22 protein-coding genes are annotated in these 23,980 nt (G+C 49.7%); 11 read left to right on the forward strand and 11 right to left on the reverse strand.

All coding sequences use genetic code 11. The features are described from left to right. Positions 1–56: 56 nt before the first annotated feature. From KIU71_RS05935 to KIU71_RS05950, 4 genes are read left to right on the forward strand one after another with little or no spacing between them, the layout of a single operon-like run. Positions 57–1,409: a M14 family zinc carboxypeptidase gene (locus KIU71_RS05935; RefSeq protein ID WP_214130267.1), complete on the forward strand. Its 1,353-nt coding sequence runs from the start codon at positions 57–59 to the stop codon at positions 1,407–1,409. 27 nt (positions 1,410–1,436) lie between these two features. Continuing rightward, entirely contained in the window at positions 1,437–2,204 is a 768-nt protein-coding gene (locus KIU71_RS05940) for a platelet-activating factor acetylhydrolase IB subunit (protein WP_250207310.1), read from the forward strand. Next, positions 2,191–3,285: a DUF2868 domain-containing protein gene (locus KIU71_RS05945; RefSeq protein WP_214130268.1), complete on the forward strand. Its 1,095-nt coding sequence runs from the start codon at positions 2,191–2,193 to the stop codon at positions 3,283–3,285. Before KIU71_RS05940 ends, KIU71_RS05945 begins: the two co-directional genes overlap by 14 nt. After that, positions 3,275–4,642, forward strand: a complete 1,368-nt coding sequence (locus KIU71_RS05950; protein WP_214130269.1) for a GTPase/DUF3482 domain-containing protein — start codon at positions 3,275–3,277, stop codon at positions 4,640–4,642. The genes KIU71_RS05945 and KIU71_RS05950 overlap by 11 nt, the downstream gene beginning before the upstream one ends. Positions 4,643–4,644: 2 nt before the next feature. On the opposite strand, the gene KIU71_RS05955 is transcribed toward KIU71_RS05950, so the two are convergent. Both KIU71_RS05955 and KIU71_RS05960 read right to left on the reverse strand, forming a co-directional pair. Continuing rightward, positions 4,645–5,877 carry an ABC transporter permease gene (locus KIU71_RS05955; protein ID WP_214130270.1) on the reverse strand — a complete coding sequence of 411 codons (1,233 nt, stop codon included), beginning with the start codon at positions 5,875–5,877 and terminating at the stop codon, positions 4,645–4,647. After that, on the reverse strand, positions 5,871–6,602 hold the full coding sequence (locus KIU71_RS05960) for an ABC transporter ATP-binding protein (protein ID WP_214130271.1): 732 nt from the start codon (positions 6,600–6,602) through the stop codon (positions 5,871–5,873). Before KIU71_RS05960 ends, KIU71_RS05955 begins: the two co-directional genes overlap by 7 nt. A 94-nt stretch (positions 6,603–6,696) precedes the next feature. Here KIU71_RS05960 and KIU71_RS05965 point away from each other — a divergent pair, with 94 nt between their 5' ends. From KIU71_RS05965 to KIU71_RS05975, 3 genes are read left to right on the forward strand one after another with little or no spacing between them, the layout of a single operon-like run. Next, complete coding sequence (locus KIU71_RS05965) at positions 6,697–7,281, forward strand: DUF3299 domain-containing protein (protein ID WP_250207311.1); 585 nt, start codon at positions 6,697–6,699, stop codon at positions 7,279–7,281. A 12-nt stretch (positions 7,282–7,293) separates the two neighbouring features. Beyond that, positions 7,294–7,734: a hypothetical protein gene (locus tag KIU71_RS05970; RefSeq protein ID WP_214130272.1), complete on the forward strand. Its 441-nt coding sequence runs from the start codon at positions 7,294–7,296 to the stop codon at positions 7,732–7,734. 28 nt (positions 7,735–7,762) lie between these two features. Further along, positions 7,763–8,428, forward strand: a complete 666-nt coding sequence (locus KIU71_RS05975; protein WP_214130273.1) for a DUF3299 domain-containing protein — start codon at positions 7,763–7,765, stop codon at positions 8,426–8,428. Positions 8,429–8,434: 6 nt separating this feature from the next. Here KIU71_RS05975 and KIU71_RS05980 read toward each other — a convergent pair whose 3' ends face one another. The 4 genes from KIU71_RS05980 to KIU71_RS05995 form a co-directional block, all read right to left on the reverse strand. Then, positions 8,435–9,079, reverse strand: a complete 645-nt coding sequence (locus KIU71_RS05980) for a DUF1826 domain-containing protein (RefSeq protein ID WP_214130274.1) — start codon at positions 9,077–9,079, stop codon at positions 8,435–8,437. 25 nt (positions 9,080–9,104) lie between these two features. Then, the gene (locus KIU71_RS05985) at positions 9,105–9,500 is read right to left on the reverse strand and encodes a MerC domain-containing protein (protein ID WP_214130275.1); all 396 of its coding nucleotides are present in this window, start codon (positions 9,498–9,500) and stop codon (positions 9,105–9,107) included. Further along, positions 9,493–9,912 (reverse strand): transcriptional repressor, encoded by a 420-nt coding sequence (locus tag KIU71_RS05990; RefSeq protein ID WP_214130276.1) that lies wholly within the window; start codon positions 9,910–9,912, stop codon positions 9,493–9,495. The genes KIU71_RS05985 and KIU71_RS05990 overlap by 8 nt, the downstream gene beginning before the upstream one ends. Before the next feature lie 101 nt (positions 9,913–10,013). Further along, positions 10,014–10,562 (reverse strand): ZrgA family zinc uptake protein, encoded by a 549-nt coding sequence (locus KIU71_RS05995; RefSeq protein ID WP_214130277.1) that lies wholly within the window; start codon positions 10,560–10,562, stop codon positions 10,014–10,016. Positions 10,563–10,774: 212 nt separating this feature from the next. On the opposite strand from KIU71_RS05995, the gene KIU71_RS06000 reads away from it, so the two are divergent. The 4 genes from KIU71_RS06000 (at position 10,775) to KIU71_RS06015 (ending at position 17,509) form a co-directional block, all read left to right on the forward strand. Beyond that, complete coding sequence (locus KIU71_RS06000) at positions 10,775–13,309, forward strand: TonB-dependent receptor (protein ID WP_214130278.1); 2,535 nt, start codon at positions 10,775–10,777, stop codon at positions 13,307–13,309. 43 nt (positions 13,310–13,352) lie between these two features. Beyond that, complete coding sequence (locus tag KIU71_RS06005) at positions 13,353–14,747, forward strand: 5-methyltetrahydrofolate--homocysteine methyltransferase (RefSeq protein ID WP_214130279.1); 1,395 nt, start codon at positions 13,353–13,355, stop codon at positions 14,745–14,747. A 75-nt stretch (positions 14,748–14,822) separates the two neighbouring features. After that, entirely contained in the window at positions 14,823–16,433 is a 1,611-nt protein-coding gene (locus KIU71_RS06010; protein ID WP_214130281.1) for an HAD family acid phosphatase, read from the forward strand. Further along, positions 16,433–17,509 (forward strand): CobW family GTP-binding protein, encoded by a 1,077-nt coding sequence (locus KIU71_RS06015; RefSeq protein WP_214130282.1) that lies wholly within the window; start codon positions 16,433–16,435, stop codon positions 17,507–17,509. The genes KIU71_RS06010 and KIU71_RS06015 overlap by 1 nt, the downstream gene beginning before the upstream one ends. Here the strand turns inward: KIU71_RS06015 and KIU71_RS06020 are convergent. The 5 genes from KIU71_RS06020 to KIU71_RS06040 all read right to left on the reverse strand — a co-directional run bounded on the left by KIU71_RS06020 (position 17,478) and on the right by KIU71_RS06040 (position 23,580). Next, positions 17,478–18,431 (reverse strand): MaoC/PaaZ C-terminal domain-containing protein, encoded by a 954-nt coding sequence (locus tag KIU71_RS06020; protein WP_214130283.1) that lies wholly within the window; start codon positions 18,429–18,431, stop codon positions 17,478–17,480. The genes KIU71_RS06015 and KIU71_RS06020 overlap by 32 nt on opposite strands. A gap of 61 nt (positions 18,432–18,492) precedes the next feature. Continuing rightward, positions 18,493–19,161, reverse strand: a complete 669-nt coding sequence (locus tag KIU71_RS06025; RefSeq protein ID WP_214130284.1) for a TetR/AcrR family transcriptional regulator — start codon at positions 19,159–19,161, stop codon at positions 18,493–18,495. A 281-nt stretch (positions 19,162–19,442) separates the two neighbouring features. Beyond that, on the reverse strand, positions 19,443–20,486 hold the full coding sequence (locus KIU71_RS06030; protein ID WP_214130285.1) for a mechanosensitive ion channel family protein: 1,044 nt from the start codon (positions 20,484–20,486) through the stop codon (positions 19,443–19,445). Positions 20,487–20,524: 38 nt separating this feature from the next. Next, positions 20,525–21,709, reverse strand: coding sequence for an acyltransferase family protein (locus KIU71_RS06035; RefSeq protein WP_214130286.1), 1,185 nt, complete (start codon positions 21,707–21,709; stop codon positions 20,525–20,527). Next, positions 21,709–23,580 (reverse strand): glycoside hydrolase family 3 protein, encoded by a 1,872-nt coding sequence (locus KIU71_RS06040; RefSeq protein ID WP_214130287.1) that lies wholly within the window; start codon positions 23,578–23,580, stop codon positions 21,709–21,711. The genes KIU71_RS06035 and KIU71_RS06040 overlap by 1 nt, the downstream gene beginning before the upstream one ends. Between the last annotated feature and the right edge of the window lie 400 nt (positions 23,581–23,980).

Below are 23,980 nucleotides of genomic sequence, written 5' to 3' on the forward strand. Positions count from 1 at the left end.
CAAATAAACGAATTTTTTCGAATATCCTACCGCGATTTTACTCTGAATGCGGTATAGTGACCCTACGAATTGGTTGGCACGGCAACTTGCTTATGAACTTGAATGCGATAACAGACTATTGGCCTGAACTAAACCAACCGCACTTGCGTTACGACGACATTCAACCGGTTATTCAGGCGCTGTCACAACAAAAGGGAATTTGTGCCGAAGTGGTTGACCGTTCCTACCTTGGCGTGCCAATTCATAAGCTTACGCTTGGATCGGGCCCCGTAAAAATTTTTGCCTGGACACAAATGCACGGGGATGAGCCAACGGCCACTGCTGCCGTTTTTGATCTCATTAGCCACCTGGTCGATGACAACGCATCGCTACCCTTTGACGCGTTTGCCCAGCAATTTAGTTTACACGTTGTGCCAATGCTCAACCCTGATGGGGCTGAAGCAAACACACGTTTCAATGCGCAAGGTATCGATATCAACCGCGATGCCGTCGCCATGCAAAGTCCTGAAGGACGCCTACTGCGTCGTTTAGTGGATGAACTACAACCAGATATTGCGTTTAATTTGCACGACCAGAATCCCTATTACAGCGCGGGTGATTCAAGTACGCCAGCCACAATCGCCTTTCTTGCACCCGCTTATGATGTGAGTAAATCCATTAATCCAAGCCGCGCACGCGCAATGCAGCTTATTGCCGTGATGCGCCACGCGGTTGAACAGCATATTCCCTCTCATGTTGCGCGATACAACGACGATTATTCCTATCGTTCTTTCGGCGATAAAATCTCATCCTTGGGTGCCAGTACTATCCTGATTGAATCAGGCGCCTACCGGAGCGACCCCAACCGGCAGCGCGCTCGAGAAATGAACGTTGTCGCGCTTTTATCCGCGATCGAAGCGTTGGCGGATGACAGTTGGAAATCGGTTGACTGTGACGATTACTTTGCGATCCCTGAAAACATCGAAGATGGCTTATGTTCCCTGTTGATCACCAACGCGCAGCTACGGCAAGGTGAACAGCATGCCGCTTACCTTGCTGACATTAGTATTGTGGGTAGCGGCACCTCTGCGACCATCAAGCATATTGGCGATCTGTCTAATTGTGCAGGGTTTGAACAAATTGATGCTGGTGCGCTCGCATTGAGCACCGGGAATCCCTACCATTTAAACGCGCCATTCGAACTCGAAGCGAATCACTATAAGTCGCTGTTGCGCGACGGTGTGACACACTTTGTCGGCGATGCGACGCTACTGCAGAACCGTTCGGGTTTACCCGTATTGGTGGTGCAACACCCTTTGACCCACATCCTACCCGAACAAGTGAGCTGTTTGTTGTGCAGTTCGCGTAAGGGTCCCACGCGGCCAATGCTTGCAATTATTGGTAACAACGTGATTTCATTGGCAGATTAGTCGATTACTGAACGTTGGAGCAATCGTATGCGCCTTTTCACTCGCCTCTCCTTTTTGATGGCGATTGCTGTTTACTGTTGCGATATATTAGCCCATGCTCAGTCAGCTCAGGAATCCCTTACCGCTATGTCGCCAGCTCCGTTGACTGAGAATTTTGCCAAACCCTGGTGGATACCACGCCATCAACAAAAACTCGACGACATTAAAACGCGAGCGGATGAGATTAAACTGGTCTTCATCGGCGATTCGATTACTCACGCATGGGAAAATCGAGGCAAGCAGGAATGGGCTACCCATTTTGCTCCCCGTGGCGCGTTAAACCTTGGGTTTAACGGCGACCGTACTGAAAATGTATTATGGCGGATTGAGCACGGTGAACTTGATGGTCTTTCACCAGAGTTAGTGGTGCTGATGATTGGCACCAACAATACGGGTCACCGTCAGGATCCGCCGGCGCACACCGCCGCTGGTATTACTGCGATTGTTGATGAAATACACGAACGTCTCCCGGATAGCCATATTTTATTGCATGCTATCTTACCGCGCGGTAAAACCGCCGACAGTCCGCTGCGCCAACTGAATACCCAAGTGAATCAATTGATTGAGCCACTGGCAGAGCGACCACATGTTTCCTGGCTTGATGTCAGCTCGCTCTTTATGACTGATGATGGCCGCATTGAGAGGACGGTGATGAGTGACTTTCTGCATCCGAATGCCGAGCAATACAGCGTGTGGGCAGAAGCACTTGAGCCGCATATTAGTCGTTTGATGAGCCCGCTGCATGACGGCGATTAACCCAAAGCAGTTGTCGCTGCCATTATTGAGTATCGGTTTTTTGCTGGGGATTTTGGTCAGTTTTGCAGTGCTCTCTGGTGATGCAAATGGTCGGGTGAATCTGCTCTATCTCATGCTGGCTTTTTTCGTGCTGCCGCTTCTTGGTGCGCTCATATCATTGTTATCGCTGAGCTCGCAAAAAGGTTTCAATGCGGCCCGCTTGATGAGCGCTTTGCCAATCTGGTCGAAAACACAACGTGGGTATCTGCACAAACTGCGGCAAACCCATCTCGACAAACAGTGGTTTTTTGTACAAAGCCAAGTGGCCGCCATCGGATATGCCATCGCGACGTTGCTGTGCTTTGGCTTACTACTGGTGACTACAGACATCAATTTTGTGTGGCGAAGTACCTTGCTCAGTGCCGAGCAGCTATTTCCCCTACTCAACGCGATTGCACTGCCTTGGTGGTTTTGGGAAACCGCGCAACCGAGTTTGGAATTACTCTACGCTACGCAGGACTCGCGACTCACTCAATCCTACAGCAACGTTGAAACGTTCGGACAGTGGTGGTCATTCGTATTTGCTACACAAGTTATCTATGCGCTGCTGTTACGCATTTTACTTCTTGTCGGTGGCCGTGCCTGGTTTGAGCTTCGCCAGCGACGCGATGTGGAATATCAACTTAGGCAGCGCCAAGCGGGTCAATCTCACAAAGCGCCGGAACAACATGTGCTTTCGCCCATCACACACACATTACCTGACAAACTGGCACTGGCTAACTGGGCAGCTTTTCCGCCGGAGGTCGTCGCTCAATGTCGGTTGCGCCCCACCACAACACTGGATTGCTCTGGCCATGAAAACGACGACCCAAACTATTCGGGCGCTCAGGTCGTTTTGTTAAAATCGTGGGAGCCGCCCATGGGAGAATTGCAGGATTATCTGGAACAGGGGCATGGTGTGTTGTTTCCCGTGAACATTGTGCGTGGTGAAGTGACGCCACCAGCGCCACAGCATCTCGCTGAGTGGCGACGCTTCGTTCACTCAATGCCACAGTGGCAATTGTATCTACCGTCAGAGTGGGCCGAACACAATGAACACTAATCAGACAGCGGCATTTGCCGTGGTGGGCCACCCCAATAAAGGTAAATCGTCCATTGTGTCGACGCTGGCTCACAACGATAACGTGCAGATTTCCAGTCGCAGTGGCACGACCGCACTGGCCGATCGCTATCGGGTATCCACTGCAAACGCGCACTACGACCTGATTGATACGCCGGGTTTTCAACGACCGCGTAAAGTGTTGCACTGGCTAAAAACACACTGCTCGAATGCCAGCGAACGCGCGGCTACCGTGTTTAAATTTGTTAACGATTCAGACTGCCAACAACAATTCAAAGATGAAGTGGCACTGCTGCGGCCAATTGTTGATGGTGCCGCGATTCTTTACGTCGTGGACGGTTCACGCCCTTACGGCGAAGAATACGAAGCCGAGATGGATATTTTACGTTGGACAGGACAGCCCTCTATGGCGCTGATCAACCCCATCGAAAGCAGTGATTGCGTCACGGAGTGGCAAAATGCGCTGACACAGTATTTTAAATCCGTTCGCGTCTTCAATCCGATGACGGCTGACTTTGAAAAACAGCTTGAGCTGTTGCAAACCTTTGCGCATTTGAACCCGGCATGGTCAGAGTCGCTGAATCGAATCACGCGGGATCTGCGCCAACAACGCGGTCAGCAAAAGCAGCATAGTATTATTATTCTGGCGCGCATGGTCGATGATCTATGCCGCTATCAGGCGTGCCAGAAATTGTTGAGTCTGGAACAGGCAAAACGCGTTGAACCGGTGCTTGCCCGACAGTATAAGGCGTGGATGAAACAGCGCGAGGAAACGGCGATTGATGAACTTCTCACGCTGTATGCGCATTCCCAAACTCGCATCGCCATTGAACAGTTTGACCTTCCTCCCGATTTGTTCGATTGTGACGAATGGTTTGCGTGGGGACTGGACAAGAAACAACTGATTTCTGCCGCCGCATTAGCGGGTGCGGTGAGTGGCGCAGCGGTGGATGTTGCCGTTGCCGGGCACAGTCTAATGCTGGGCGCACTGGGCGGTAGTTTACTCGGGGCTGGCAGCGCATGGTTTGGCGCAGATAAACTCGTCGACGTTAAGATCTCGGGGTTGCCGCTGGGCGGGCATCAAGCCTGTGTTGGTCCGATTAAGAACCGAAACTTTCCGTATGTGGTGATTGGTCGATTTTTGCATGTGTATCAGCAAATATCTGCACTCACTCATGCTGATCGCAGCGAACTGACGGTCTCTGCAGAAGACTTTAAAGACCGCGTAGATAATCTGGAAAAAGCCCAGCAAAAAAGTCTTCACACGGCGTGTGAGCGGTTGATCAAGCAGAAACCCGTCGACGATCTCGAATCTGTTTTACGCCCACTATTTGATTAACTTCAATCCGATAACTGGCTATGTAATGCTTTCTGATAGGCTTCTATGCCGGGTATCAGCGCGGTGATGAACGTAGCGATGACAATGATACCCGAAAGCATAAGCAGTTCTGGCGACAGAATGTTGTAGCTTAAAAACAGCCCGTACTCTGCCGTCAACCAATCCTCAAGCGTTAGCAACACCAGCACCACAACCACGACCGATGTAAGCAAAGCCGACAGCGCGATCAAGGTTGCTTCAATGATCACAAGTGTCACAACCAATGCAGGCGATGCGCCTAATGTTCGAAACACTGCAATTTCCTGTCGCCGTTCGTTCATGGACGCGAGTAACATCGTGGCAAGACCAAACAATGAAGCAAGCAGCACAAGATAGCCGATGATACGTAACACATTCTCAACACTTCCCATCAGCTCCCACAATTGCGCCATCGCGACGCCGGGCAAAACCGCCATCAGCCGGTCAGCTTGATAATTGTTGATTTGTCGCTGCAACGTGAAGGTCGCAAATTTATTGGTTAACCCTAGTAGTACAGCGGTAATCGAATCGGGTACAGGGTGCTCTGCATCAGGCGCATTGAGTAAAGAACTTAACTGCGCTGACGGCAAGTGGATAGCCTCGATTGCGGGCAAACTGACGTGAACCGTTTTATCCACCGGAGTGCCCGTAGGGGCAAGTACGCCAACAACGGTGAAAGGTGCCTGATCATGATTGACAAAACTGGTACTGCCGATGCCGTGAGCAATCACAATCTTATCGCCTTGTTGATAATTCAAACTCGCCGCCACTTCAGCGCCGATTACCGCATCAAAAAGGCCTTCAAAAGGCTTGCCCTTCGTAAACGTCAGACGATTGTCATTTCCGTAACTAAAGTGGCGAAAATAATCAGAATTTGTGCCCATTACACGAAAGCCTCGGTGAGAATCGCCGAGAGAAATAGGCACTGCCCATGCAACAGAATCATTCGCTTTCAGCGTTTGAAAACTGTCATAACGAATGTTATTCGTTGGACTCCCCATTCTAAACACCGAATACAACAACAGGTTAAGATCGCCACTCGGCGCGCCGACCAGCAAATCGACGCCGGAGATCGTCCGATTAAAACTCTCTTTGGCTTCAACTCGAATATGTTCCACGCTGATCAACACGCTGATGCTCACGACCAGCGAAAGATAGGTGAGCAGCACGGTTTTCCTGCGGCTTATCAGGCTACGCCACGCGACCGACACTAGCATGCTTGTTCACGCTCCTCATGGACGATGGTACAAAACGACTGAAGCGGCGTGTGGTGAGAAAAACTATCGCGTAAGGAGGGATCATGGCTGACAAACACTAGCGTGGTATCATTTTGATTACACAGCACCATCAAGTGCTGCATAAACGCATCTCTTGCGCTAACGTCCAGTGCAGAAGTCGGCTCATCGATGAGAAGAAGCCGAGGTTTGTTCACGAATGCCCGCATAATCGCAACGCGCTGTTGCTGCCCAACACTGAGTGATGAAACCGGGACGGTGAGTAAACGTTTCGGTAACATAAGGCTGTCTAACAACGACTCAACATCGCATTTGAGATTGTGCGTTTTTTGATTAGCGAGATACCGCGCAAGCTCAACATTCTGCATCACGCTAAGATAGCGTATCAGATTAAACTGCTGAAAAACCACACCAATATTGGTTGCCCTAAAACGGTCACGCTGCTTTGCAGGCAGTGTTTCAAGTGCCGTACCAAACAGTTTGATTAAACCCGAATCGGGCATAAGGATCCCGCACAATAGATTCAATAATGTCGATTTTCCTGACCCCGAGTTCCCATGTAGAAATACATGCTTACCCTGATCAACCTGCCATTGGCTGAAATGCAGCGTCGTGCCGCGCGCGTCCGCTTGTGGGTAGCGAAACTCAACATTGCTCAGCTGAATTGCAGGGTGTGTTGCATCGGATTGCAGGGTGCTTTGCGTCATTTTTAAATTCTTTGTAAAACACCGCGTGATAGCGCGGCGACTAATTGTTATGATATATCATATTTTGCAAATATTGAACAAGACGTGACAGCAGATGAGCGGTAAAAAAAGACGTGGGTATCGCCAAGCTTTGAGCGTAGCTTGGCTTGCGATGGGTCTGCTTTTGACCTGCGCGACAATGGCTGATGATGGAGACTACGCGGAAATCGAGTGGGTTGAGCTTATGCCGCAAGACGATCTTGAGGCGCTCATGAACATGCCTGACATCATTTCCGAGATTGAAGATGGTAGTGCGAGAGATTCGGTTGACTCCCTCACGGATCTCGCACAGGAGAGCGCTGCGGCAAAACGCTTTAAAGAGGCGCTAAATTCCACCCGCGTGATCGAATCATTCGATAATCGGCGTATTCGTATCCCCGGCTTCATGGTGCCACTGCAAGCTGATGAACAACACCGCGTGACTGAATTTTTCATAGTGCCCTACTTTGGCGCCTGCTTGCATATGCCCCCGCCGCCACCGAATCAGATAATTTATGGTCGCGTAGAGCAAGGATTTGAGCTTGACCACCTGGACTTGCCGCTGTGGTTTGAAGGTACACTCTCGTTAGAGTTAAATCGCAATTCGACTGGCGCTTCCGCGTACAGTATGGCGTTAGACAACATTCAACTGTACGAATGATAGGAGTTTGTTATGTTAATTAGATGCCTTTTGGCGTTTTGCCTCCTGTATTCAGGGAGTGCTGCGGCCTGTCAGTACCACGATAACCGCAATTTTGCCGCATTTGGGCAATTTCATCCGCTGGCTCAACGCCACTTGCCCAGCCGGCCTCAAGCAGAGTTTAAGGTTTATCATAATCGCGACATTGCCGTGCAAACGGGTGATGACAGACAATTGCAGCTACGTTATTTTTTACCGTTGGAATACACGCATGCAAAAGTGTCGTTGGTGCCCAGTGAAGCCATTCGTATTGACAACTTGAAGCCCTTTAACCTGATCGAAACACGCGGCAATCTTGACGTGACGTTTCGCGCAGAACAACCGGGGACACACTCCATCGTTGTGGCGCTGGACGCAATGATTGATAACAAACCCTATTCTAAATTGCAGCGCATCACCATCACGTCGGGTTAACTTAACGTGCCAGATATTCTGTGAGTTTATGCAACGTTTAAAACCCATCGGGATTATCACACTGTTTCTGGCATTGGGCGCAGCGGTTGGCTGGGTAGTGAGTGGCAACTGGTCGCAGATTAAGCGAGCCCTGTTGTTTACGCCAACCGTCTACATGACTGCTGATGACGAGTTGCAGCACGCTATCGAAAACAATGAGGTGCGCGCCATTTCATGGGAAACATTGCTGCCAGCGGCTGATAGAGACGCATTAGCGCGCTATCAGCAAGCGCCCCCCTCGTCGATGAACGACTTCACAACGCAGATATTGCGTTCTATTGAAGCTTCCAGTGATTCAGCCTATCAACAGGCAATGACATCGGCTGAGGTTGTTGATGCATTAAATAATACATGGGTTTCTATTCCAGGCTTTCTGGTACCGATTGATTTTCATGCCGATCAAAGTGTACGCCACGTGTTTGTGGTGCCCTATTTTGGCGCCTGCTTACATTTTCCACCACCGCCGCCCAACCAAATGATATTTGCACGACTGGAGCCGGGCTTTAGCTCACTTGAGCTGACTCAGCCCTATCAACTGCAGGGGCGGTTATCCATCGCAACGTTTGAAGACCCTCTTGGTACATCAGCCTACGCAATGCAGGTTTCTGCCATTCAGCTATTCATGGGTCAACCCGACGATGTCAGGCAACATTAGCGCACACTAATCGGCTAGAAAATCCACGGTCATGATCAACCGCCTTTGCCCACCATCGCTTGGCGGCGAACGGTGGACCACGCCTCCCAGCTCATTGTCAAACCAAGATTCACCTTTCAATAATGCAATGTCACCGACGTCAGTGTCCTGTGTCTCGGCAAGTCCGCCACTACCCAGCCCGAGCTTTTCTCGACGAACATCAGCATGATCCAACCATTGAGTTCCACGCCCAGAATAGGTGGATACTAATCTGCAAGGTACTCTATCGACGTGGAATCGTGGACACATGGGCTTATCTAGTATGCGCATGCGTAAGCCCACTCTGGACAATTCGAACAACGTGCGAAATATATCGACCACTTCCACCACATCGTTTAACAAAGCATCATGAGGCTGTATAGAGCGGAAAGCGTCTCTCACATCACTTTCAATACGGTCGCTGCGAATAAAAGATGATGTGTTGAGATGCTGCGTGTTTAGCAACAGTTGCTGCACGGCGTTTTTCACATCGACAGATAACGCACGCTGCCATATCGCCATATTGATCTCAGGTTGATAGACGGCGGTTAAGATTTCGATATCTTCAGAACGCGCGGAATAACGCGTATTCATCGGGGTTTGTTCGACTTGGCATGCTGGTGATAACGTCATAGCACGACTCTCCATCAATTCGTCATCACGCACTGGCAATACACGTGCGTCGTTTAAGATTGCTAATATGTCCATACGCGATGAGCACAGAACCGATAACAGAAAATACCACTTCACCGATTTCGCCGAACACGTCATGCCCCAAGAACGCAACCAGCAGTAAAATTGTCATACCGCATAAGGCCGTACCAAGAGTGGCTAGATGCCGGTGCTGTAAATAACCCGAAAGCACTGCAAATGCACTGATGGGGATCACCGCAAACAGTAGCCAGCTGTGGAACTTCTCATCACTTAAAAACGTTAGGCTTGAAAACGCGGGCAACAACACCAGCAGGATGGGCAACACCATACAGTGAATAACACACAACGCCGACAGGCCAATGGCAAATCGGTCAGCTAGACCGATTAGATGCTTACGCATAGTGCTCCTCTGAGTAATTGGACGGGGTGTGGCATTGAGAGCACATGCCAATCAATTCGATTTGCGACACCACGTGATTAAAATTATTTTTTGCAACCTTATTTTCAGCCAGACTCACCATCTCTGTTGGTGCTGGCTCTGCATCAATGTGCAGACACTGGCTGCATATCGTAAACAAGAGAAACGTGTCTTTTGATAGCTGATCCGCTGTCTTGCATACAAAATATTTATTTACCGTGTTGAGTCGATAAACTAAGCGTACCTCAACCAAATCATGCAAAATCCGGTATACCGAGTTTGCAATCAGCTGATCGTCAAAGGTGTTGTTGTACAACTCAGTAATCTCGTACGCGGAAAACGGTTTAGCGCAGCAAGACAACACACCTAGCATCTTTTTTCGCTGCTGTGTCACACGTTGACCGCAATGCCGCAATGCTTTGTCAGCACAATTTATTGCGTTCTGTAGTACTTGATTGTCGCAAGGGGGCGCGTGTTGGTATCGAAGGTCGCCCACTAGAACACCACATTGCGGTTATTCTGGCTCACCTGTTTCGCACCCTGCCCCTGTGCGCTGATCCATTGCACTTGCACACTTGATAAGCTGTCCATGGTATCAAAAATGGTTAACGTAACGCCTTCCACGGGCCGTTCACACTCAAGCACAAAGCGTGCGGTTACGTCCTGATGTTTGTGCTCATGTTGATGATCGTGACCATGTTTGTGAGCAGTCTCGTGCTCATCATGCTCGTGAGTCGGTTCAAAAAGTGTCAGTGACTGGGAAACCTGCTGGCAGGTATGAGCAAACTCCAGTACTGCGCGATAGGTTGCCAATGTTTCCCGCAACGCCTGTGCGTGTGCTTTCTGTTCAGGCGTTTCAGGCGCATGCTCAAAACCGAGTGCATCGGCTAACGGTACCATCACCTCCACCTGCCAGGTGTTTCCCTGTTGTACCAGCATTACGCTGCCGACGCCGTGAATATGTGCCTGTGCATGCGCGGAGGAAACTGCTACGCAGCAGCATAACCCGAGCGCTAGCAAGTACTTGGCTACATATCTGGTCACATTACTCATCATAAACCCCCCTTAATCTCACGTATCCCCGACGCAGTTAAAATAACTGCCGTTCATCACGCTCCAGTGGCGCGATCTCAACACGCAAACAAAGCCCTAAACGATTGAGCAAACTTGTCAAAATCACAGTTGATGCGAATATTGTTATAATATAACATATCCACACACTAATGAAACAATATAACATTACGAGAGAGAAAGGAATGAAAAAGAAGACGAGAATTGCCGCACTAGTCTGCGCTGGTCTCTCGCCGTGCGTCATGGCTCAGTCGATTGAAGGCACAGTCTTGACGCAAAGCGGAAAGCCCTTAGTGGGCGCATCAGTGGAGCTAGAGGGGTCTAACATTGCCACTAAAACGGATGAGAATGGAAAGTTTGTATTCTCTAACGTTCGCCAGGGCAATAATGAAATTCACATCAGTGCAGAGGGATTCAGCCACTTGCATGAAGACGTGCAGATATCGGGTAGCCAGTCGGTTACCAGAACCTTTACGGCATCGCGCAGCCCCATTGAAGTGATCGACGTGACCGCATCTCCGATCCACTTATCTTCTATGGAATCAGCCATGCCGGTCAGTGTACTGGGTGGGGAGCGATTGCGTCGGCAACAGTCGGCTACGCTCGGCGACAGTTTGGAAAAACTTGCTGGGGTACATTCTAGTTTTCATGCCAAAGTCGCCAGTACGCCGGTGATCCGCGGGCTGAGTGGCCCGCGGGTGCTGATTACTCAAAACGGTTTAGACGTGAGTGATGTGTCGCGTGTGGGGCCCGATCATGCGGTTGCAGGTGAGGCCGCAACAGCGCAGCAAATCGAAGTGTTGCGCGGCCCATCTACGTTGTTTTATGGTAGTGGCGCGATTGGTGGTGTCGTCAATATTGTTGACACCCGTGTACCCACCAATGGTGATACGCAAGGCGAATGGCTGGTTGAACACAGTTCGGTTGACGACCAGAAGCTTGCGTCGTTCAACGCGACATCTGGCGTTGGATCGTTTGCCTTTTATGCGGATGGATTTGTGCGCGACTCAAATGATTATGAGGTTCCTGTCGCACCTGAACTAGCGCATGACGACCATCACCATGAAGATGAACACGAGCACGATGAAACGCATGACGAGTCTGGCGATTTCACTGTGGGTAACAGCAGTGAAGAGTCTAACGGCTTTACGTTAGGCACAAGCTACTTATTCGAACAAGGCTATGTCGGTGTTTCCGTCGAACAGTTTAATCGTGAATATGGTATTCCCGGCCATTCCCACGGTGATGAAGAAGGTCACGACCATGGCCACGACCATGGTGATGAAACCGAGGGCGAATCTGGCCACGGTGGTGACGTTTTTGCTGATCTCGAACAAACCCGTGTTCAACTGCTCAGTGAAATGCGCTTTGACGACTCGATCCTGGCCGGTATCAACGTGCGAGCCGGTTTTACCGATTATGAGCACGCCGAAATTGAAGGTGGCGTTGCTGGCACCACGTTTGAAAACACGACCTACGAATTACGCCTTGAGCTGCTTCACCAGCCTTTTATGGATTTTAATGGCGGCATAAGCTTTCATTATAAGAATAGTGACGTTGCGGCCGAAGGCAGTGAGGCATTTACGCCACCGTCTGAGACAGAAATGTTCGCTGTTGCGGTCATGGAAGAGCGTCACTTTGGTGATGTGCTGTTGCAGTTAGGTGGGCGCATCGAACGCGTCACCATGAATGCAGATAGATTACTGTTACCCATGCTTGACGCCCACCCGCATGATGACGAACACGGCGACGAGGGCCATGATCACGACCATGATCATGACCACGATCATGGCGGTGATGGCAGTATTACACGCACGTTTTTTGCGGATCATGAATTTACGCCTGTCAGCCTTTCCATCGGTGCAGTCTGGGACTTTATGCCAGGTTACAACGCGGCAGTCTCGTTCTCTCGCTCTCAGCGCGCCCCCTCTGCGTCAGAATTACTGTCCTTTGGTCCACATATTGGCACGCGTTCATACGAAATTGGCGCCTTATTCGCCCTTGAAGATCATAACGGCGAGTCTGAGATTGGTTTAACCGACGAGATTATCGACTTAGAAACAGCCAACAATATCGATCTGACACTGCGTAAAACTCAGGAGGATGTGGGTTTCATTTTCAATGTGTTTTATAACGAAGTAGATAACTACTACTACCAGACAAACACCGGTTTGTTTGCTGACGATGGTCACAACCATGGTGGTGACGACGGGCATGACCACGGTGGGCATGATCATGGCGATGATGGACATGACGACCACAGTGGAGAACTTCCTGTCTATATATTCCAGACCGATGATGTGGTGTTGCATGGTTTTGAAGCACAAGTTGCCTGGCAAGTGACTGATGAATTTAATGCGACATTTTTCTCTGACCTAGTCCGTGCACGGTTAAAAGACGGCGGTGATTTACCTCGTACTCCTCCGGTTCGATTTGGTACGCAGTTTAGTTATGAGAATAATCGGATCAGCGCCCACTTGGATATCACTCGCTATCAATCACAAGACAAAATAGCTGATTTTGAGACCGAGACCGACGGCTACACCTTGGTCGATTTGGCCGTCTCCTATGATTTGCCTGTTTGGAACAATGCGTTATCAGTTTATTTGAATGCACGCAATCTCACTGACACTGAAGCACGCGTTCACACGTCTTTCCTAAAAGATATCGCGCCTAGACCCGGACGTAACTTCAGCATTGGCCTGAAAGGCTACTTCTAGATATCTACCTGATTAATTACACGAATACGCACAAGGAATTACTATGAAAAATCAACACTCACTCAGTCTTATTACCGTATCAATGATGTCGGCATTACTCGTCGGCTGCGGCGGTGATGCTGAAACCACGATCATTGAGAGGGAACCTATCGTTGAGGCGCCATCCGATCCCGGACATGGGGGCGGCGGTTCAGGTGATTTCCTGATCGAGAGTCAGGGACGTTTGGCCGTAAGTTCACTTGAAAGCAATACGCTGAGCTTGCTCGACATCGATGATGGCAGCCTGCTGGACAACTTTGCATTGCAGTTTGATGGTACGCGCATCGCAACATCAGCAGATAGCCGCTATGCAGTATTGGTTGCCCGAAATTTCGATACCGTCGAATTCCTAGATGGTGGCTTGTGGCGTGAGGATCACGTGGATCACTTGCACGACTACGAAGAAGCCCCTGAAATGAGTGATTTTGTGCTGACAGGCAGCCGCCCAACGCACGTCAGTGCCGACGGTAATCACCTTGCCGTGTTTTACGATGGAGATAGTGAGGCCGGTATCCCTGCTGCTGTGCATGTCGTGTCGAACAGCGATATTGTGGCTGAAAATGATCCAGCAACACTTGAGTACAGCGTCAACATGCACGGTGTCGCCAAGCCTAAAGGTGAGTTTGTCTTATCGACCATCCGCCGCGACGATGCAGAAAGTACGTCGAACACAAAAATACTACCTGATCAGGTAGGCATTTATCACAACCACGACGGTGAACTGGAACTCGAACAGGTTCTTGACCTGACCTGCCCTGATTTGCATGGTGCGGCAGTCAACCATGAATTTGTCGCGTTTGGTTGTGGTGATGGCGTGCTCGTTACGCATCAACATGATGGCGAGGAATTCGAAGCAGCAAAAATTGATAACGTTGCCGAAATTGAAGGTACTCGTGTTGGTACACTTTATGGTCATGAAGACAGCGAAATATTTGTGGGTGTTGCCAGCTCACGCTCAACCGGTGTTACTACGGTATTAACGGTTCATCCGGAAGACAATGAAATGGAAGTACTGGACTGGCAACCGCTTGAAAACGCGGTACCGGTAGCGTATTCATTTAGTTTCGATGGCGCGCATTTTGTGATTTTGGATAGTCAGGGCTATTTGACATTGTTGGCGATGGAGCAGCACGACGGTCATACCCATCTTGAGTTTGAAGGGCGTCTTGATATCACTGAACTGGATGTGGCTGATATGCCTGAGGGAGCCTCATTCCGAATGGCAGCGTCTAAAAACGATAACCATGTCTATGTCGCCGACCCGATGGCACAGCATATTTTGCAGATCGATCTGGAATCACTCAGCATTGAGGGTGATATGGAGTTAGACTTTATTCCAGCATCATTAGTATGGCTTGGCATTGCTGCCGAAGAAGAGCATGATCATGACCACGATTAAACGTTCTTTTCACCCGTAATTTAATGCAGAGCGATGGATCATCGCTCTGCATTTTTTTAACCCACAGAGGCAATCATGAAAGCTATTGGCAAATATACGGTAGCGAGCGTAGCGGCTTTATTGCTCATGGGGTGCGCTGCTACAGGCAGTGAAGCGCCGAGCGTGACGCGTGTCACTCCCGCTAACCTGAGCGTGGCAACGTGGAATGTTGAGCATCTTGCTTACCCGAGTGAGCAAGGTTGCCGCCCACGCAGTGCACAGGAAATAGCGCAGATGAAACGCTATGCTGCCAGTTTGAATGCTGATGTGGTGGGTTTACAGGAAGTCGCGTCGGCTGACGCCGTTGCCCTGCTGTTTCCTGCCGATGAGTGGAACATTATACTGTCGCCTCGCGCCGATAGTGAGCCTTACACCTGCCGTGAGTCTGGGCGCACATCAACTCAGCAAAAAGTTGCCTTTGCGGTCAGAAAATCATTTACGGTGAGTCACGTAACGCCACTTCCTTCGCTCGCCCTTGGCCAGACGGGGTTACGCTATGGCTTGGCCATTGAGATCGCCACGGATATAGGCAACGTATCCATTTTAAATGTTCACTTGAAAAGTGGCTGCTATGTCGATAACGCCAGCACCAGCGACAAACACGCTTGTGCGATACTGACTCAGCAGGCACCCGTTTTAAGGAGCTGGATCGATACTCAGGAAGAAAGTGGCCAGCCTTATCTTGTGATTGGCGATTTTAATCATCGATTAACCGCACCTTACAATCATTTGACACAAGCCCTAATGACCGGCGATGCTGGTCGGAAGCGCAGTCTGATTAATACCAGCGCGGATTTAATAGGGTGTCATCCTTATTACCCTGCCCCAATTGATATGGTGTTCGTGGGCAATGTGCCCATGCAGTCGACGCTATTTGAACCCACAGTTCACCCATTTGAGGATATGCGGGTAAGTGCCATGCTTAGCGACCATTGTGCGGTATCCACCACCTTAACCGTGACGTCTTTACCGCTGACAAATGCGGTGAAATGGCAAACCACAAGCAAAGAATATCAGTTACTTACCACAGCCGCTTTCAGGCAGGCTGCCAAGCTATTGCAACAACATAGATTGATGGATGAGCCCTGGGTTGTTGTTATGGATGTGGATGAAACAATACTGGATAACAGCGCCTATCAGGTAATGCTAGATCGCACGGGACGGCAATACACGTCTTCCTCATGGGCCGAATGGGTAAAATTACAGCAAGCCACGCTGGTACCAGGCGCCGCTGATTTTATTGATGCGGTGTTCAGCGCTGGCGGTAAAGTGGCTTTGATCACCAACCGCGAGAAAACACTAGACGCTTACACGTGGACTAACCTGACGCAGTGGCTCGACATCACTGCGCACGATGCCTGCTTAGTGGGCAGAAGTGAAGCGGACAAAACCGCGATTAATGGTCGCGACATCGTGAATGATAAAGACTTACGTCGAGTACAGCTAAGACAAGGGGCGATTGAGTGTTTTGCACCATCCGGCGCAGCAACGGATTGGGCACACGCTCACCGTATCGTTATGCAAATTGGTGACAATGTTGAAGACTTTTCCGGTGTGACTCAAGAAGCTGCGGATATTCAGCAGCTTAGCCCCAGACTGCATCAGGACCTAATCTTGCTGCCAAACCCTATGTACGGTTCATGGTAATGACAGAAAACGTTAGCATATCTCATTCGACACCATCAGCGCGCCATCGAATTGAAAACGTGCCGACCAATATTATTACCGGTGCGTTAGGGGCGGGTAAAACGACGCTTATTCGTGCGCTTTTAGCGACGAAACCGGCGCACGAGCGCTGGGCGATACTGGTCAATGAATTTGGCGAAGTCGGTATTGATGGCGCGATACTGGAGAGTCAGTCGAAACCGGATATCTTTATTCGCGAAGTGCCGGGAGGTTGCATGTGCTGTACCGCCGGGCTGCCGATGCAGATAGCCTTGAATATGCTTTTGGCACGCGCAAAACCTGATCGGCTGTTGATTGAACCCACCGGACTCGGCCACCCTAAAGAGGTGCTTGAATCGCTCAGCGCCCCACATTATGAGGGGGTGTTGGACATACGAGCGACTTTAGCCTTGATTGATGCTCGGAAGTTGGCTGACGAACGTTGGCGAAAACACCCCACATTTCGTGAGCAACTCTGCATTGCCGATACGATTGTCATGACCAAGTCCGATTTGTATTCACAGGATTTAACCCCGACTCTGCGCAACTTCACAACAGAACTCGGTATACGTGATACCCCGATCACCACAGCGCAACAAGGTTGTATCCCGTTATCGGTGCTTGCCCCTGCATCGGGTTTTCATGCGCGCGCTGTGCCGGTAGCGTCCGCACACAAACACATACACGCAGTATCAGAAGCCCCTCACCCAGCACGTAAAGATGGTTTAATTGCGCCGGCTGCGGGGGCGGTGAGAATCGAAAACAGTGGTGAGGGATTCTACGCATGCGGCTGGCTTTGCGCGCCCAGCATGACGTTTACCTTCCAGACTGCGCTAGACACCTTTTCGAGCCTGACCGTAGAACGCCTCAAAGCGGTCTTGCGCACTGAAAAGGGCATTGTTGAATTTAATCTGAGTGACGGCACCTTGCATTCAAATGCGCACAGGTCGGCTGAGAATATCCGCGATTCCCGCATCGAATTTATTACTCAAGATCAGCAACTTGCGCACGAAACCTGTCAATTTCTTACTCAGGCATTGGCGCTGCACCCAGGCTAGAAAAGTCGTCATCACCCTCAGCTTGAAGAGGCTGAACGCTTCCTGATAACACAAGCTGCTTTCGCGCAGTCACTTGCGTATTGACCACGTCAAATGCACACCCGACGGGGAAACCTTGCGCAGAGGGTGCAGCTTTGAGCGCAAGATCACAGGGTAATGTCGCAGGGTTGTTAAAGCTATTGTTGACGACAAATGACGACTGCCCGAACGGCGTTTGTTGGTCGATAGCTGATAGCGTCTTCGCCAACACATGCATTCCGTGCGCTATTGCCGCTTTAAAGCCTAACAATTTTGCGCTCCATGCGTACAAATGGATAGGATTAAAGTCGCCACTGACACGCGCATAGCGACGGCCTGCTCCACTATCGAATCTCAGCACCTGATCGTCGCAAGACTGGGTAAATTTCTGGGCTTGGGAGCGTGTGCTCTTATCTGCTTCGTCCTGTTGAGATGACGTAGAGTCAATGCGATATAAATAGGTACTACGCGTTGTTTGACACAAGGTTGCGCCCTGCGTGATCGATAGCGCAAGCTCGACAGTGATGCCTTTGCGATGCAAAGACACTCCACCCAATTGACAGCAGATAGTGAGATCGTCGTTGTCGATAGGCGCAAAGGTCGACAGTGAATTGCGTAAATGAACCAATCCCACCAATGGGAACGGCGAGCGAGGGTCAAGTAACGCGTTGATATGCTGTGGTAGGCCAAGCAGTTGAGGGAAGCATGGATGAAGCTCATCTCGGCTCCACGTGTGTAGCCTGTTGAAAGCGACCAATTGCTTTTGGAACATGGAAGCCTTCACCTGTTTCATGGATGTCAATGCAGGAAACGCAATAGGAGCACCCCGACTAAACCAATCATTGAGTTGTGTTTTATTTCCCCGTTTCAGCGCAGCTCTGACCAAACCCCAAACTTGACTCATTGATTCGATTTTTCATCCTTGTGATTGTATTGGTAGTGATCGCCGAACGAGAGCAGGTTCGCTATGGCTGGTGCTTAACAACATGTGTGCATGGGAATTGCGAGAGATTATCTATCATTAGACTGATCTGCTGGCACACTCGCTCACAGTGTCGCTGCTGTTGCTCCTGCGACAATAAAAAGGGTAGCTGGAGCATACTTCTCATGTAGAAGTCCCCTTTTAACAGATTGAAAAAATCTGTCGCGATTGAAATAGCTTGTGTATTTGTGGTCACTTTTGACGGCAAAAAGAAGCGAAAAATGCCAGCGACAGTTTCGACACTTTGAAGCGGCCCAGCCCGATAAAACAACTCAGCCACGCGGGGGTTATTGTTTGACTCTCCGATAACAATCATGTGCATTGCAATCACTTCAGGATCTTGCAGCAAGCTCACAATTTGATTAGCCATTTCATTTAATACCTCCTGAAACGGCACTGAACTGTCTTTAAACTGTGACGCATCAAGCTTGTATTGATGACATTTTTCACCAATAACGGCGGTGTAAAGATCATCCTTATTGTTGAAGTGCGAGTAAACGGTTTGTTTAGCGACACCCGCTTTCCTGGCAATAATATCCATTGACGTATTGGTAAAGCCATTTTGCAAAAACAGTTCTGTCGCGCAGTCTAATATTTGCAGTCGTTTTTCTTCACTCTTTGGTCTACCAAGCTTGGCTATTTTGTCTGACATGAATATCCAATTTATTAATCAGTATCGGGTAACACATTTAATACGTACTCAGGCGTGATGACTTGGCAGAGCTACACAGCACGCAATAACAATGGTGTAAAAACCAAGTGAATATTATGCCTGCATGTACGGAGTCTTGCCATAGCGAGACAATAATCAACGAGGCAGGGTCACGAGCCTAAGCACTTTTTGGTGGCAATGCGATAATTGGGTACTGTATCGACACTTTTAAAACACTGCAGCGGTAGCCACTGTGCAGTTTAATGTTTAACTGAACTGTCTTACTTCTCTGCTTTGTCATGCGCTTGGGTATCGAGCAGGCTATTCAACCGCAATTTAGTGTTTTCAAGCTGGCGCAATAGCGTGGGCTTTTCCGCATCCGTTGCGGTACGAGATGCTTCAGCCAGAGTCACAATTTTCTGCTGTAGTTGCAGCACTGATTGCTCTTGCTTTTCAGCCTCTTCGGCTTTGTCGAAAGCCACATTTTCCTGAGCACTGTCAATATTGTCATCGGGCTGAGCAGATCGTTTATCGGCGCGCGCAATGAAGCGCTGTTGAGCGTCTGTGGGCCGCTGAGCAACCACATTGGGCGACATAATTTCGACATCTCCGTCATGCAGTGAATCCAGCACGTTGCGGTACAAATTGGACTTTGCCGTGATCAGATTCTTCACTTCAGTGAGTAACCCGCATACCCGATAGCTGACAGAGAAATCGCCTAATTCAACGACGTGCACAAAACCATCTTCTAATCCGGCATTGCTTGCGGCATGCTCCAGAAGTCGTGTGACTTTCTGATGATGGACATCATAACCAATGGACACCGTCGCCGTGATCAGCGTGCCAGACGAGCGCACCACCGACACCGGATTATTGATAAGATAACTGTTGGCAATAGCAACCAAGTGACGTTGCTCAGTTTGAATTTCGGTATCCAGCAAGCCTTTTTCCGAAACACGCCCGAAGAATTCATTACACTGAATAAAATCACCGGTTCTGAACGGACGATTAAAGCGCAGTACCAAGCCGGCCATTAAATTTGCGACGATGGTGGTGGAAGAAAATGCTATCACACCAGAAATTAGCACCCCCATGAGTGCCAGCACCTGATTGCGAGAGCTTTCACTCACGGGCAGTGTGAGTACAATAGCAATAGCGCCAACGAGCACGACAATAATGAGCGCAAACTGACGAGGTAAGCGCTGTTCGGCCGTTAAGGTGCTATCACGTACGAGTAATATCCAGCGCAGCACACCAATTACCACGGACACAAAAATCACAGCGACCAGCAGAGGGAGCCACAGTTGCAAATGGGTTGGCATCATTCGAATCGTCTCATCGATGTCGCGGTCGGTTCAGCCGTTTACACTTTCCAAAACCATCCACGTCGGTAAAGGTACAGAAACAGCATATACGATATCATCAAAACGGCACAGGCATACATTAGCGACCCCAATTGGTTGCCAAACACAGGCGCAAACCAATGCGTGTATAACCATCCTTTAAGCGATTGCTCACCGACACTCAGCATCACGGTAATACGCGAAAACACACCAGAAAACATAAAGAACGCGATACTGTTTGCGCCAAACACCAGCAAAGGCCCACACCAAATTCGCCAGCGTTTGATGTCGAGTATCCACAGCAAAACACCTAATGTAATGGCAGCCAGGCCGCTCGACATCAGCACGTAAGTACTTGACCATAATGCCTTGTTGATGGGATGAAATTGATCCAGCCATAGGCCAACCAGTAGTGCGACCGTCCCTACCAGCAACAAACCTGCGCAATGGGTCGCAACCGTTTTTCGAGACAGCAACCAGACGCCTGCGAGCATGCCGGTTACACCACTGGCTATGGCTGGCATCGTGCTTAAGATACCTTCCGGATCAAACGGAAAAGGCTGCGCGGTAGGATAGTAGACGTGCTGGCTACCTAATACCACAGCATCGACGTAAGCGGCAGCATTGTTGCCGAACAAAAGCAGCCCTTGATACTGCTGTACTCCGTCTGAGTAGGGCATGTATAACAATATTCCTGTGTACCCAAGCAGCAATAGGGCTGCCGCTATGATCAAACCTCGCCATGAACAAATGAGCGCCAGAACAATACAACCCAAGTACACCAGCGCCAAACGTTGCAAGACGCCAAGTACTCGTATGTGCTCAATGCGCGACTGCCACCAGCTAAAATCCGGATCACGAAAATTGTAATAAAACACCGCCAAAAATAGGCCCAGCCCAAATAGCTTAGCGGCGCGAATGCACGCGTTGCCCACTGTTGCTGAGATGCTGACATGTCGTGCCGACGTTTTGGAGCGTGCAAGCACAATCGAAATGCCAACAATAAACACAAAAAATGGGAAGATGAGATCGGTAGGTGTCCAACCGTGCCATTGTGCATGTAAAAGCGGCGGATATACGTGTTGCCAATTGCCGGGGTTATTGACCAACACCATCGCAGTAATAGCCAGACCACGAAAAACATCAACAGCCAATAATCTGTCTTTGGGGAGTCCGGCTAGCAAGCCTCGCAAATGTGCAACCATCACAATTCAGTCTCTGCGCTTACGGGGGTATCAATCGAAACAGGCAGCACACCATGTGCGCGAAAGTCGCCCGCTAGCCAACGAGCTATATTGTAGTAGATAACCCCCTGCGGCTGTGCTGCCTGCATCTCAACCCGATAGTCGTATGTGACCAACGCAACATCTACTTGCGTGGCAAACTGATCGATGACGTAAGGGGCTCGCAGAGCAATAAATATAGCCGGTATCGATGCCTCTTTCGCGTGCTGAAGGGCAGCATGAATGGCGGCATACTGGGTAGGCTTATCCATCCGGTCACGCCATGAAGCTAAATCGTCCATACCGCCCATTTCGGCTAAACTGTGCTGTGGGCTAATATCACCAACGATCAGTTTGTCAGCCGAGCGTAATAGCTGCGCAATCTGGTCTTTGCTGATGGCAGAGGAAAGGGGTAAGCAGCTTACCCTATGCTGTTGCCGCTGTTTTAGTGCAAAAGAGAGCGCTTCACAACGAGCCGTATCCGGCATCAGCGCGGCGATACGCAGCTGCGGGGCTATTGGCAATTGCTCACTGCCTTTAATCAAGGTGAATGCGTGCTCGACCAGCGCTTGTTCTAATGCGCCATGTTCCGCGTTGATATTCACAGCCAATGTTTGAGGCTCGGTGTTGGCAGTAGACCGAGTATCCTCGTTTAGAAATGTCGCTTTCACTGCCGCTATACGCTCAGCCGAGGTTCTCAGCGCCTCACGAGTGGGAACTAAATCGGTCGTTTGACCGCCATCATGAATGCGCTGTTTAACCGTCGTCATCATTGTGGCGTAGCGTAAAATATCTTCTGGATTGCGCAACGTAAATGGCATCAGCGCGATATCACTGCCAGCGTGGAAGGTGGCTAACATGGCGCTGGCTTCATCCATGTAGTGTGCAATACCGGCCATATCGAGCGCGTCTGTTACGATAAGGCCATCGTATTGCATTTCTTCACGTAATATCCCCGTCAGAATACGTCGGGAGAGTGTTGCTGGAAGAATCGTTTTGTCACCATCTCGGGTAGTAAACTGGCTATTATCCAACGCTGGGTATTGAATGTGTGCTGTCATGATCATGGCTGGGCTTTTCAGGCCTCCCGCTTCGATCGCACGACTGAATGGCAACAAATCGACTTTATCAATCTGTTTGCGATCGTGTTCAACTACCGGCAACCCCGTATGACTGTCGACATGCGTATCGCCGTGCCCAGGAAAATGCTTCATCGCACTGATAACGCCTTTTTGCTGTAGCGCGTGTACAGCAGCAATACCCAAGTCAGCCACCATCTCAGCACTTTCGCCAAAAGAGCGCACGTTGATCACCGGATTATCAGGATTCACGTTGACGTCGACAGTCGGTGCAAAATTGACATTAAAGCCTAAGGGTTTAATTTGCTCGGCAATGGCGGCGTTCATTTGCCGGGCGAATGAAACGCCATGGCCCTGATAAGTAGCGCCAATCGCCATATTGCCGGCAAACGCGTTGCCGACGCCATCGGGCAAACGGGAAACACGCCCCCCTTCCTGATCAATGGCGATAAACAGGGGCGGCAATCCAGCGTCGCGTGCGATAGCCTGCAACTGTTCGGTCAGCTGACGAGTCTGTTGTGCCGACACCAAATTATCAGCAAACAAAATGATACCACCGATGTGATGATCCACGATCACTGATGCTAGCGCTTCAGGGACCGATAGCACTGGTGATTTACACAGTTTGGTGGGTGTTCCGTCTTGGCAGTAATAGCGCAGGTCTAGCATTTGCTTCTGGCCGAGCCAATGATCCAGTGATTCAGCCGACACCGGCAGAGCCATTGTCGCGATGAGTAGAGGAAACCAATAACTTTTCAACCGAAAACGCGCCATAAACAGTCCCAGAAAATGTAACAAATAATAATTTATTCCACTTTAACCTGTAACGAAGTTAATTTCACCTATGTTAGGTGAACCACCACCAACAAAGGGATTCCATCGAAATATTGGTTAACCCGTTTCTCGCTAAAGAATAAAAATGAAGGTCAAATCAATCAATTTAGAATAAATTATTATTTACTTTAGAACACGGTGTGCTAATTTGAGATCGTGATGAAATTTTCGTCTGCGTGCAAGTTTGAGTATGGTTTGTTCGATAACTACGCAAATCTCGCCGTAAACGAAACTATTTCGCCAAACGACAGTGGCTGAATCGTTGTGACCGACTCGCACTACCAGCCTCTGACAGACACCCCACAAGCAGTATAAGTGGGGAATAACAATTAGATAAAAA

Source organism: Alteromonas oceanisediminis (genome assembly GCF_018474025.1).
In the GTDB taxonomy this organism is placed as follows: Bacteria; Pseudomonadota; Gammaproteobacteria; order Enterobacterales; family Alteromonadaceae; genus Alteromonas_E; species Alteromonas_E oceanisediminis.